Genomic DNA, 12240 nt, shown 5'->3' with positions numbered 1-12240 from the left:
CGCTGCCGGACACGACCGGCTACACCTGCACCAGCTGCGGCGAGCACCACGACGAACTCCCCTTCGCCTACAGCACCCCGGCGCCGGCCTTCCGGCGGGACGATCCCGCCGACGTCCTCGAACCCGAACGCTGCGTCATCGGCGGTGAGCACTACTTCCTCCGCGGCCGCTTGGTACTCCCGGTGCTCGACGCCGAAGAACACTGGAACATCCCGCAGCGCACGGCCGAGCCGCCGTACTTCGGGTGGCTCGCCACCGAGCTGCCCGGGTACGAGCCCGGCACCCTGAACCTCAAGACCAACCTGCACACCCGCCCGCCCGGCGAGCGGCCGCTGATCGAGCTCGAGCCGACCGGGCACCCCTCGCCGTCGAGCAACGGGACGGCGTCACGCTGATCCGGGTGCAAGCCGTCGCCGGGCTGCTCCGGCACCGCCGACGAACGGGCAGAACCCTTGCCCGCCAGCACCCTTGTACTTCACCGCCCCAGGGACTAAATGTGATCCCATCGCCGCCCGACTCTTATTTTATGTCGAGAAATAACTACCTCGAAACCTATTGACGTCGGTCGCCCGCCCGGTGAGGATCGGCCGGTCCGCCGTTCATCGCAGAATGGACCAGACCATGGCCAGAAGATCCCGCGCGTGGTCCCGTGCGCGCCGAAGTTCGCTCGTCACGCTGATGAGCCTGAGTCTGCTGGGCGGGATCGCCTCAGCGACGCCGGCCCAAGCAGACGCACCCGCCCAGCCCGTGATCGGCCAGCCCGCCAAGGACAAGAACGGCTGCGCCAAGATCGAGAAGAGCCTCCCCACCCTCGCGGACTGGCCCAAGGTCGACAGCCGGTTCAAGGGCAAGGCCGACGACGAGGCGCGCATCGCCCAGATCCTCTCCGGGATGACCCTCGAGGAGAAGGTCGGGCAGATGACGCAGCCCGAGATCACCTCGATCACCCCCGACGAGGTCAAGCAGTACGCCATCGGCTCCGTCCTCAACGGCGGCGGCGCGTGGCCCGGCGGCAACAAGCACGCCACCCAGCAGGACTGGCTGAACCTCGCCGACGCCTACTGGAACGCCTCGAAGACCAGCCGCACCAAGATCCCCGTCATCTGGGGCATCGACGCCGTGCACGGCAACAACAACGTCTACGGCGCCACCGTCTTCCCGCACAACATCGGCCTCGGCGCCGCGCACGACCCGTGCCTCGTCCGCGACGTCGCCGGCGCCACCGCCCGGCAGATCCGCGCCACCGGCCAGGACTGGGCCTTCTCGCCCACCCTCGCCGTCGTCCAGGACGACCGCTGGGGCCGCACCTACGAAGGCTTCTCCGAGGACCCGCGGATCACGCGCTCCTACGGCTTCGAGGCCATCGACGGCCTCCAGGACGGCGCCACCAAGCGCATCGGCTACAACGGCGTGATCGCCACCGCGAAGCACTTCATCGGTGACGGCGGCACGATCAAGGGCCAGGACCAGGGCGTCAACCCCTCCTCCGAAGCCGACATGATCAACATCCACGGCCAGGGCTACTACGGCGCGCTCGCCGCCGGCAGCCAGACCGTGATGGTGTCGTTCAACAGCTGGACCAACGCCGACCTCGGCATCAACGAGGGCAAGCTGCACGGCAGCGACAAGGCGCTGAACCAGATCCTCAAGGGCAAGATGGGCTTCGACGGCCTGGTCGTGTCCGACTGGAACGGCATCGGCCAGGTCACCGGCTGCACGAACTCCTCGTGCCCGCAGGCGATCAACGCCGGCATCGACATCGTGATGGTGCCCGCCGACTGGAAGGCGTTCATCACCAACACGATCGCCCAGGTGCAGAGCGGCCAGATCCCGATGGCGCGCATCGACGACGCCGTGACCCGCATCCTGCGCGTCAAGCTCCGCGACGGGCTCTTCGAGTCGCAGAAGCCGTCCGACCGCTCCTACGCGAACTCCGACGAGGCGCTGAAGGACAACTGGCTGGCCCGTGACGCGGCCCGCGCGTCGCAGACGCTGCTGAAGAACAACGGCAACGTGCTGCCGCTGAAGCCGTCCTCGAAGGTGCTGGTGGTCGGCAAGAGCGCCGACAACATCCAGAACCAGACCGGCGGCTGGACGCTGAGCTGGCAGGGCACCGGCAACACGAACGCCGACTTCCCGAACGCCACCTCGATCCTGACCGGGATCAAGCAGGACCTCGGCGACGCGAACGTCACCTTCGACGCGACCGGCAGCGTGGACCCGAAGGGGTTCGACGCGGTCATCGCGGTCATCGGTGAGACGCCGTACGCCGAGGGCGTCGGCGACCTGACCCGCAAGACCCTCGAGGCGTCGAAGCTCTACCCCGAGGACCTGGCCGTGCTGGACAAGGTCAGCGGCAAGGGCACCCCGGTCGTCACCGTCTACGTCGGCGGGCGCCCGCTGTACATGAACAAGGAGATCAACCGCTCCGACGCGTTCGTGGCGGCCTGGCTGCCCGGCACCGAGGGCGGCGGCGTCGCCGACATGCTGGTCAAGGGCAAGGACGGCACCGGCTACCAGGGCACGCTGAGCTACTCGTGGCCGAAGAGCGCGTGCCAGTCGCCGCTCAACCCGTGGTCCCCGGACTACGACCCGCTGTTCAAGCTGGGCTACGGCCTGAAGAGCGGCCAGCGCACCACGATCGGCCAGCTGGACGAGACCCCGGGCCCGGCGACGTGCGGCTCCACCGGCGGCGGCGGGACGGCGACCGAGGACCTGTCGATCTTCGACCGCACCGACGTGCCGCCGTACACGAGCCAGATCGGCTCGGCGGAGAACTGGGGCGGCACGGTGATCGGCCCGGACGCGACCGCGGCGCACAGCGAGATCAACGTCGTCCCGACGGACGTCAACGTGCAGGCCGACGGCCTCAAGGCGACCTGGACGGGCACCGGCGCGGCCCAGCTGTACATGCAGAACACGGCGGGCACGAACGACCTGCGCGGCTACCTCAACGCCGACGCGGCGCTGGAGTTCGACACGATCGTGCAGCAGGCGCCGGTCAACCGGACGGTGATCAGCATGCACTGCGTCTACCCGTGCTTCTCCGAGGTGAACGCGACCAAGCTGTTCACCGACCTGGCCGGCGGCGCGAAGACGACGGTGAAGATCCCGGTGTCCTGCTTCAACAACGGGCTGGACTTCGAGCACATCAACACGCCGTTCCTGGTGTACACCGACGCCGCGTTCCAGGCGTCGTTCGCGAACGTGCGGTGGGTGCCGAACGGGGCGAAAGACCCTGATGCGAGACCTTGTTCGAGTTTGACCTAGGTACCGGACCGGGCCGGGAGCGCGAAGCTCCCGGCCCGGTTTCGTAACAGGCAGGCCGGAGGAAGCGACGTCTCATTCGCTCATTCGCTCACTCGCGAAGGAGACCAGGTGATCAGCGTAGCCGCCGTCGACGACCACCCGATGCTGCTCCACGGACTTCAAGCCTACCTGTCCGAGCACGCTGAAGACGTCGACCTCTGCGCGGTGCACCCGTCCGTTTCGGCGCTGCTCGCCGAGCCCGTGACCGCAACGGTGGTGCTGCTCGATCTGCTTCTGCCCGAGGAACGGGACATCACCCAGAACGTGCAGCGCATTCGCGCCGCCGACGCCCAGGTGGTCATCTACACCTCCGACTCCCGGCCCGGGATCGTCCGAGAAGCCCTCGACGCCGGCGCGCTGGGCCTGGTTTTGAAAGGCGACCCGGGTGAACGCGTGGTCGACGCGATTCGCGATGCTGCGAAGGGTGAAAAATCGTACTCGAGCAGGCTGGCGCACGCGATCGTCACCGACCCTCGCGCGGTCGTGCGGTTGACCCCGCGCGAACGCGAGGTACTCACCCTGATCGCCAAGGGCAAGCCGCGAAAGCTCATCGCGAAAGAGCTCGGCATCAGCGAGAACACACTCCCGACGTATCTCAAGCGCGTGGACGAGAAGTACTCCAGAGCCGGGAACGTCACCGCGAGTCCCGGGGAGCTGGCTGCCTTCGCCCTCCAAGACGGCTACATAGAACTGCCTCCAGACCGGCCCACCGGGTGAGCGGTTCGCCGGGAACCTACCGCTACAGCGTCGAGCGCGGACTTCAACGTGCTTTCGCGGTCCTCACCGTGCTGCTCGTCATTTCCTTTCTCGGTGCGTTCCTGCCGGTGGCGGGCCGCATCCACACCATGGCGTGGATCGCTTCCACCGGTTTTCTCTGCTACCTAGTCGTCCTGACGTTCAGAAGCTGGCAACTCCGGTTGAAAGAAAGCGATGGGATCATCGCATCGGTGGCGGCGCTGGCGACTGTCCTGGCGAACCTGGCGCCGGCACCGGTCCTGATCCCCTTGTCGGCCAGACCCACCCCGGTCGTGGTCGCGGTCATCCTGGTGGCGGGCTTCCACTCCAAGATCCGCACCTGGCTGATCTGTTCGACCCTGGGGTTCGCACACGTGCTCGTCACCGTGTGGGTGGGCGGGGCGGACAGCGCGATCGAAGGACTGTGGCCCATTCTGGCCGCACCGGTCGCCTCGGCCGCCGTGACCAAGGTGCTCAGGGCAGCAGGAACTCGGGCTGACCAGGCACAGCAGAGTCTGCACGAAGCGCAGGTCGTCGAAGCGAAAGCAGCGGCCGGCCGGGCAGCGCATCGAGACTTCCAACGGATCCTGCACGACGATGTCTCGGCGGCCCTGCGCGCAGTCGCCACGGTCGGGATCGACCGGGAAGCTGTCCGCGCCGCCTGCGGTGAAGCCGTACGCCGAGCCGAGCAAGAGCCACGGATGCCGGCGGAGAACGCCGAAAGCCTCGAACTCCTGCTCGCTGATTTGCCGTCCCCGGCCGGGCTCGAGCTGAACCTCTTCAGCGAAGGTTCCCCGACGGTGCCCGCGCCGGTCGCCCGGGCGACACTCGACGCCGCACGGCAAGTGCTGGTCAATGTCGAGCGGCACGCACGCGCGAGCGGGGTGTCCGTTCACCTGCGCGGGGACAACGACGGATTCACCGTGCGGATCCATGACGACGGCGTCGGCTTCCGGCCCGCCGAGGTCCGGGGAACCTCCGTGGGACTGCGGGACTCCGTCACCGGCCGCATGGCCGACGTCGGCGGGAAAGCCACGATCGTCTCGGTACCCGGCCGGGGTACCACCGTGGAGCTGTCCTGGTCGGCCGCCGACGCGGCGGAATCCGGGCCGGTGACGCAATCGTGGGTCCAAGGTCTGCACGCGGCGGTGGACGACGTCCGCGGCCCCTTGGCGGCCGTGTGCTTCCCCTACCTGCTGAGCATGGCCATCCCGGTCGTCCGCCACCTCGACGCCGCTCCGTCGATGCCTTGGCTCGCCGGCTGGTACGGGATCATGGCCACGGCGACGGCCTTGCTGATCTCCCGAGCCGATCGGCCGTTCCCCCGAGCCGGGGTTCGCGTCGCCGCACTGTGGACAGCCGCAGGTGCGGTCTGGGCCCTGCTGGTCATCCCGGCGGACAGCATCCAGACCTACGTGTCGTGGCCCGTCGGCGCGATCGGACCGATCCTCGTGGTCCTCTTCACCTTGGGACTGCGCTGGGAAGCCACCATCGTCCTCCTGATCCAGCAGTGCGCGCTGGCAGCGCTGGTGTTCGGAGGAGTCCTGCACACGCAGTCCTTCGTCGAGGCGTTGCCGGCCGCGATGTCGTCGTCACTCTGCCTCGTTTCGGGCGCGGTGATCACGAGCACGATCGCGAAGCTGGGCAAAGTGGTGCTCGAAGCGGGCGCGGAGCGCACTGAGATCGCCAGTGCGGCCGCGGCGCGGGACAGCAGACTGGCCTGGCGTTCACGCCGGATCGACGAGATAGGCCGGGAAATCCTGCCGTTCCTGCGGGACGTCGCGACCGGCGGCGGCCTGACCGACGACCCCGCGGCGACCCGGCACCGCGCCCGCACGCTCGAGTGGATGGCGCGCGACGAGCTGCACATTCCCGGGGTGCTGGACACCGGCAGCAGGCGGCGACTCGAAACCGCCCGGCTGGACGGCTGCGTCGTCACCATCCAGGCCGACACCGACACCATGGAGCCTCCCCGGGTAGTGCGTGACCTCCTCGAATCCGCGCTGAGCACGTCGGTCACCCCGCGCGAAGTGATCTTGAGCCTGCATCCCGAACCCGGCCGGACGACCATCAGCCTGGTCTGCGTCCCCGGCGATTCCCAGCGTGCCGGCCTGCTGCGCGCGACGGTACCCGCGGGCACGGTCGACGACGAACCGGAAGCCACTTGTGTCGAGGTTTCCGTCGCTGCTCGGTGAAGGTGTCCTGGATTTTGCGGACAGCGGCCGAGGGGCGTACCGCGCCACGATGAACCCATCGGGCACACAGCCCGGTTCATCGGACGAGAAGGTGCGAAATGGAATCCTTGCGCGAACGGTTCACCAATCCGGCGTGGCAGCAGAAAGTCATCATGCACTTGACACTGCCCGACGCGGTCACCCTGAAGACGCGGACCGGCGACGCCAACTGGCTGCCCACGATCTTCTGGTTCTTCGACCAGGTGGGCGAGGCGGTCGAGCGCGAAGGCGGGGCCATCAGCAAGTACCTGAACGATGGGGTGGTGGCGGCGTTCCCGATCGACCGGGCGGCCGAGGCGATCAACGCCGCGATCATCGTCCAGGAGCGGATCACCGAAGCGCAGCGGGAGAACAGCTACCGCTGCAACTGCGCGATCGGCGTCGCCACCGGCCGAGCGGTCGAGTTCCCCGGCGGTGTGGACACGACCTACATCGGCCCGGTCGCCGACCGGGCGGAGCGGCTCTCGGACGGCGCCAACGCGGGGGCGATCTTCGTGGACGAACCGACCGTGGGCGCGGCCAACATGATGAAGGTGTTCGCCACCTACGGGAACGTGATCAACCGCGAGGGCAGCCAGTACCTCGCGGCACTCGAAGAGCTGCCTGCGGAAGGAGCGGGCGAGCGGATCTCCTACCACGAGATCCTCTGGGCCGCCCAGTCGTTCGGCGTCCGATCGAGAGCCGTCACGAAGATCACCGTGCCACAGCCGATCGTCCCGCCCCAATCCGGTCCGGCGCGCGAGCGCGTCGCCTGGCAGCGGGGCACAGTGTCCAACTGGCTCGGCGAGAAGGAGATCGGATTCCTCACGGGCGACCACGGGGAGACCTACTACCTGCACCGGGACAACATCTGCCTCGAAGCGGGTGAGGTCAAACGCGGCGAAGCGGTGTTCTTCGTCGCCCAGGCGCCCCGCGAGCAGGACCGCAACCCGCGCGCGCTGTGCGCGATCCCGCTCGGTGCGGAAATCACAGTCACGATCACCAAGATCTTCACCGCGTACGGGTTCTGCCAGCTGTCCGACACGCGGGGCACTCTCCAAGAGCTGTTCCTCGACCTCGGTCACGGCGCCCAGGACCGCTACCGGCGCGGTCAGGAACTGAAGATCAGGATCGACCGGAACCCGAGGGGCCCGATCGGGATCGTGCTCGACCCGGTCCGCGAATCGCTGTCGGCGTGAGAAAGGCCTTCGAGCGCGGCGGCGGCGTCGGCATCGGCGCCCTCATGACCGCCCTTGGCGTCGCCGCCGTGCTCATCGGCTGGAACTGCGACGGATACCTGCAGTCCGTTTTGCTCGAGGTGGGTGCCGCGTTCTTGCTCCTGGCACCGCTCAAGTTCGTCGAGATCGCGATGACCCGGCGAATCGGGCGGCGGGTCGAGGACGGCGTCGCCGAAGCGTTGAACGGGACTTCGGGCAGTCCGCACCCGGACGACGCCGATCGAATTCGCACGCACCTGATCCGTCAGCTGGATGCCCAGCGTCCGCGTGAATGGAAGGTGGTGAATCCGCCGGATGAACCGTTCGACTTCGTTTTGGAACGCAAGCAGAAACGCATTGCCGTAGTCATCCGCCACACACCTTTTCCCTTGGATTCGGCGACGGTCAGGCGGATGATGGCGGAAGCCCGGGTACACGGGATCCCGGAACTCATCGTGATCAGCTTGTCGATTCCGACCGAGCTGGCCGCGGAGCAGGCCGAACGCACACCGGGACTGCACTTGATCGCAAGCACCGACGACGGCGTTCTCGAAGCCGAGTTCGGCGCGGCTGTGGGTCTCGACCTCGTTTGACCCAAGCATGGGACCGGGCCGGGAGCGCGACCAGCTCCCGGCCCGGTCCTTTCAGCTGCTCGCGTCCATCGCCACGCTCGACGCTCGGACAGCTCCCTCCGGGTCAGCCGCGCCACCACCCACCCGCGCTGGAACACCAGTAGCCGCCCGAAAGTTCGCCACGAGGGCCGCCGCGGCCGGCGCCGAGCCGGCCGGGTGCTGGTGTCGGGCCACAGCGGCTGGTCGAGCGTCAGGCCGTAGCGCTTCCGGTCACCGGGGACGAACGCGATCCCGGCCCGGCCGCGGCGCGGACCGAACGCGGCGCGGGTCGGCCATCGATGTTCGATCGTGGCCCAGTGCCCAGTGCCCGGCCGCCACCGGGGCGCTGGCCGATCCGGACCGCGTCGCCGCCGACGGCGCAAGTGTTCTCCGGCGTCCTCATGCGACTCGGCACGGTGGCCGGAGGCTCGGTCCGCGCCACCCGCCCGGTGGCCGGTACCGGCCTGCACGTCCGGCGCCGGATCCGCACGCAGTGCGTCGAATTCCTCCCGGATCTCACCTTGCCGAGCGAAGCGAAGTCGGGATCTGGACGAAGTGGTCGCTCAGTGCTGCATGCCGTAGGACTTCTGGCACGGGTAGCCGTCGTTCGTCGCCGACCAGCTCGCCGGGTAGCCGTTCTGCGCCCACGCCGCGTAGGCCTGCGCGTAGCTGTACCCCCTCGCGCGCAGCCACTGGCACGGGGTCTGCCCGGCCGACGGCGTGATCGCGATCCACGACTGGGCGTTGATCCAGCCCGGCTGGGCGTACCACTGGCTCGTCGCGGCGACGCCCACCGGGGCCGCGGTCACCGTCTGCGGCGGGGGCACGTAGACGGTCTGCGGCACCGGCGCGGTCACCGTCGGCGTGCTCGGCGCGGTGACCGTCGCCGTCGAAACCGGTGCCTGGGAGGCGCTTCCGGCGATCGTGCGCGGCAACCCGCACGACGCCAACGCGAGCACGGCGGAAAGCGCCGCGACTGTCCGAAGTGTACGCATGGCGGTTCTCATCCCGTCCTGGTCATGTGACTCCCGACGATGACGCCGCCGGAAACGGTGTACGTGCCGGAGAAAGTCCGGGTCGTGCCGTCGGTCTGGGCCGCCGACAGGACGACGTGGACGGTGCTGCCGCGGATGTCGGTGACGGTCAGCGTGTCCCACGCCGTCGTCGCGAAACCACCCGCGTACTTGGTGTACCCGCCGCCGCCCGCGATGCGGCTGCCGCCGAGGGACCACGCCGTGGCGAAGTCACGCCGGTTGATCGCGTCGTAGTACGCGATCACCGTGGCCGCCGCCCCCGGGTTTTCCCTCGGTGGCAACGAAACCGGCGGCTGGACGTACACCGGTGCGGGCACCGCGACCGTCGCGGTGCTGGTGACCGGCGCCTGGGGCACCACCGTGACCGGCACGGGCACGCCGGTCACCGGGATCCCGCACGCGGTCGCACCCAGCAGCACCAGGGCGGCCACGGCGATTCTGGTCGCGTTCACGGCCATCACCTTCTTCCGTGTCCGCTCCCTGGAATCGGGCGGCCGGCGGGATCCGCAACGGATCCGGCGAACCGCGACGCAAGCGTTATCCCGACAACTCCTGACGGGAGATGTCGTACGCCGTCATCGCGGCGGTCAGGTGGCGGGCGTCCGCGGGCCGCGTCGCGTCGTAGCCGGTGATCAGCTGGACGCGCCCGAGGCGGTAGGTCAGCGTGTTGCGGTGGATGTTCAACGCGGTCGCCGCCTCACCGCGGTTGTAACCCGAAATCACGAACGCACGCAGGGCGTCGATCAGGTGCGGGTGATCTTCGAGCGGGAGCAGGACGGCGGCGAGCGCTTCCCGCGCCGGGCTCGGCCGGGCCAGCTGGTACTCGATCGCCAGGTCCGCCAAGCGGTACAGCCGGGGCGCCCGGCGCAGGCTCTCCGCCAGCCCGAGGACTTCGCCGGCTTCGGCGTGCGCGGCCGGGATGGCCGCGAGCGTCCGCGCGTGGGCGGCCGCCGCGGTGCACGGGCGCCCGCAGACGCGGTCGACCCGCGCCGCGACGGCGTCGGCCGCGACCCCGGCGGGGACCAGGAGCACGCCACCGTCCCCTTTGAACGTGACCAGCACGCCGGGCTGGGTGTCCAAATCGGACCGGACCGCGCGGAAGAGGTCCGTCGCCGCACGGGAACCCGCCGAAGCGGGCAGTGAAGGCAGGTGGAAGACGACGACGTCGTAGCTCTCGGCCAGGTCGATCCGGCGCACCGGACGGCCGGCGAGCAGGCTCGCCGCCAGGTTCTGGCGGTCCTCGCGCCGCTCCCAGTCGAGGTCGTCGCGCTCCTTCAGGTACGCCTCCGCCACCCGGGGCATCACCTCGCCGAGGAAGTCCAGCATCCGCGCGCCGAGCAGCGCGCGGTCGCCGGCCGCCAGGTCCCAGGCGACGCTCGCGGCCAGCGGGTAGATCTTCAGCACGGCGTCCAGCGGCAGGCCGTCGCGGGCCCGCTCGGCACCCCACGCGATCGGCAGCGCCAGCTCCGGCGCGGTCGGCCGCCGGTCCTCGGCGACCGTCGTCAGGAACAGCTCGAACACCGCCCGCGCGTTGGCGACCAGGTCGCCTTCCAGCACGCTCGCCGGCAGCAGCCGGTACGCGGGGATCTCGGCGGCGCACTTCGCGATCATCGCGGCCGCGATCTCCCCCGCCCGCGGGAACAGCGCGTCGACGGCGTCCATGCCCGGCATTGTCACCGTGCACAAACGGTCAGGGCAAGTTTCTGCGCGTTTTGCCAGCAGACAGCGTTGATCAAGGAGCGCATGCTGTGCATGACAACCAGACGAAGGGACTTCGCAATGGCGCGGGGAACGAAACGATGGCTGGCCGCGATCGGCCTGGCGGGCGCACTGGCGCTGAGCGCGGCGGTCCCGGCCCAGGCGGCCGCGGCCGGGGGCAACAACGACTTCGCGTGCCGTCCGGGCGCCGCCCACCCGAACCCGGTCGTGCTGCTCCACGGCACCTTCGCCACCTACTACGAGGACCTGAACTTCCTCCAGGCCGACCTGGCCGCCCGCGGCTACTGCACGTTCTCCCTGACCTACGGCGCCTACCCCCAGTTCCCCTTCGTCGGCGGCCTCAAGCCGGTCGCGGAGTCGTCACTGGAGATCAAGGACTTCGTCGAGCGCGTCCGCGCGGCCACCGGCGCGGCGAAGGTCGACGTCGTCGGGCACTCCGAAGGCGGCCTCCAGTCGATCTACCTGGCCAAGATGCAGGGCATCCAGAGCGAGATCGGCAAGGTCGTCGCGATCGCCCCGCCGACGCACGGCGCCAACGCGTCCGGCCTGCTGACGCTGGCCTACACGCTGCTGGGCAAGAGCACGTGGGACACGATCGTGAAGACGATCGGCCTGCCGATCTTCGCCGACGAACTGGACGGCGGCGCGGCGATCGTCGCCCTCAACACCGGCCCGGTCGCCCAGCCCGGCATCGACTACACGGTGATCACCTCCCGCTACGACGAGCTGGTGACCCCGACGGAGACGTCGTTCATCCGCGAGCCGGGCGTCCACAACCGCTACGTCCAGGACTCGTGCCCGTTCGACCCGGTCGGCCACATCGGCGAGGCGTACGACCTGAACGTCTGGCACCTGGTGCGCAACGCCCTCGACCCGGCTCACGCCACCCCGATCAAGGTCTGCGCGGTGGGTTCCCCGGGCTGAGTCAGCCCGTCGGCAAGCCGATCCGGTCGCGCTCGAGGCTCGCGCGCAGCCGGGACACGGCCTGGACGGCGGTGTCGTCGAAGGCGTCGCCGACCAGCTCGGTCAGCACCTCGGTGAAGGTCCGGCCGGCCGCCTCGGTCAGGCTCGCGCCTTCGGCGGTCAGCACCAGCAGGGACGACCGGCGGTCGGCCGGGTTCGGCTGCCGGGCGATCCACCCGTGCCGTTCCAGGCGGTCGATGCCCTTGCTGGTCGCGCCGATGCCGATGGCGAACTCGGCGGCCAGGTCGGCGACCCGGGAGCCGGGGTGTTCGCGCAGGTGGCGCAGGAATTCGTACTGCGAGGTGACGATCCCGTGCCGCTCGCGCAGCCGGTCGTTGAGCGCGTTGTAGAGGCGCGTCTCACAGCGGACGAGGTCGGAGAAGAAGACGTAGGGGTCCCCCGATTTAGATGCCACGGAATATACTGTAGCGGCATCTAC

11 protein-coding genes are annotated in these 12240 nt (G+C 69.3%); 7 read left to right on the top strand and 4 right to left on the bottom strand.

What is annotated here, in order from left to right:
- Positions 1–2 precede the first annotated feature (2 nt).
- The 6 genes from AB0B33_RS02785 (at position 3) to AB0B33_RS02760 (ending at position 8067) form a co-directional block, all read left to right on the top strand.
- On the top strand, positions 3–395 hold the full coding sequence (locus tag AB0B33_RS02785) for a DUF2199 domain-containing protein (protein WP_360766219.1): 393 nt from the start codon (positions 3–5) through the stop codon (positions 393–395).
- Positions 396–678: 283 nt separating this feature from the next.
- Complete coding sequence (locus AB0B33_RS02780) at positions 679–3270, top strand: exo 1,3/1,4-beta-D-glucan glucohydrolase (RefSeq protein ID WP_360765973.1); 2592 nt, start codon at positions 679–681, stop codon at positions 3268–3270.
- Positions 3271–3378: 108 nt separating this feature from the next.
- A complete protein-coding gene (locus tag AB0B33_RS02775; RefSeq protein WP_360765971.1) occupies positions 3379–4026 on the top strand; it encodes a response regulator transcription factor in 648 nt (215 codons plus the stop codon).
- The gene (locus tag AB0B33_RS02770) at positions 4023–6239 is read left to right on the top strand and encodes an ATP-binding protein (RefSeq protein WP_360765969.1); all 2217 of its coding nucleotides are present in this window, start codon (positions 4023–4025) and stop codon (positions 6237–6239) included. The genes AB0B33_RS02775 and AB0B33_RS02770 overlap by 4 nt, the downstream gene beginning before the upstream one ends.
- Before the next feature lie 98 nt (positions 6240–6337).
- Complete coding sequence (locus AB0B33_RS02765) at positions 6338–7456, top strand: hypothetical protein (protein WP_360765967.1); 1119 nt, start codon at positions 6338–6340, stop codon at positions 7454–7456.
- Positions 7453–8067, top strand: a complete 615-nt coding sequence (locus tag AB0B33_RS02760; RefSeq protein WP_360765965.1) for a hypothetical protein — start codon at positions 7453–7455, stop codon at positions 8065–8067. The genes AB0B33_RS02765 and AB0B33_RS02760 overlap by 4 nt, the downstream gene beginning before the upstream one ends.
- A 581-nt stretch (positions 8068–8648) precedes the next feature.
- On the opposite strand, the gene AB0B33_RS02755 is transcribed toward AB0B33_RS02760, so the two are convergent.
- From AB0B33_RS02755 to AB0B33_RS02745, 3 genes are all read right to left on the bottom strand, one after another.
- On the bottom strand, positions 8649–9080 hold the full coding sequence (locus AB0B33_RS02755) for a hypothetical protein (RefSeq protein WP_247019501.1): 432 nt from the start codon (positions 9078–9080) through the stop codon (positions 8649–8651).
- 8 nt (positions 9081–9088) lie between these two features.
- Complete coding sequence (locus AB0B33_RS02750; protein ID WP_360765963.1) at positions 9089–9577, bottom strand: hypothetical protein; 489 nt, start codon at positions 9575–9577, stop codon at positions 9089–9091.
- Positions 9578–9656: 79 nt separating this feature from the next.
- Positions 9657–10781, bottom strand: coding sequence for a helix-turn-helix domain-containing protein (locus AB0B33_RS02745; protein ID WP_360765961.1), 1125 nt, complete (start codon positions 10779–10781; stop codon positions 9657–9659).
- Positions 10782–10898: 117 nt separating this feature from the next.
- Here AB0B33_RS02745 and AB0B33_RS02740 point away from each other — a divergent pair, with 117 nt between their 5' ends.
- A complete protein-coding gene (locus AB0B33_RS02740; protein ID WP_360765958.1) occupies positions 10899–11762 on the top strand; it encodes an alpha/beta fold hydrolase in 864 nt (287 codons plus the stop codon).
- Between the two features lies 1 nt (position 11763).
- Here AB0B33_RS02740 and AB0B33_RS02735 read toward each other — a convergent pair whose 3' ends face one another.
- Positions 11764–12216 carry a MarR family winged helix-turn-helix transcriptional regulator gene (locus AB0B33_RS02735; protein WP_360765955.1) on the bottom strand — a complete coding sequence of 151 codons (453 nt, stop codon included), beginning with the start codon at positions 12214–12216 and terminating at the stop codon, positions 11764–11766.
- Positions 12217–12240: the final 24 nt, after the last annotated feature.

It is taken from the genome of Amycolatopsis sp. NPDC049159, assembly GCF_040648295.1.
In the GTDB taxonomy this organism is placed as follows: Bacteria; Actinomycetota; Actinomycetes; order Mycobacteriales; family Pseudonocardiaceae; genus Amycolatopsis; species Amycolatopsis pretoriensis_A.
The sequence above is the reverse complement of the archived record's forward strand: the minus strand, read 5'-3'. Positions and strand labels throughout refer to the sequence as shown.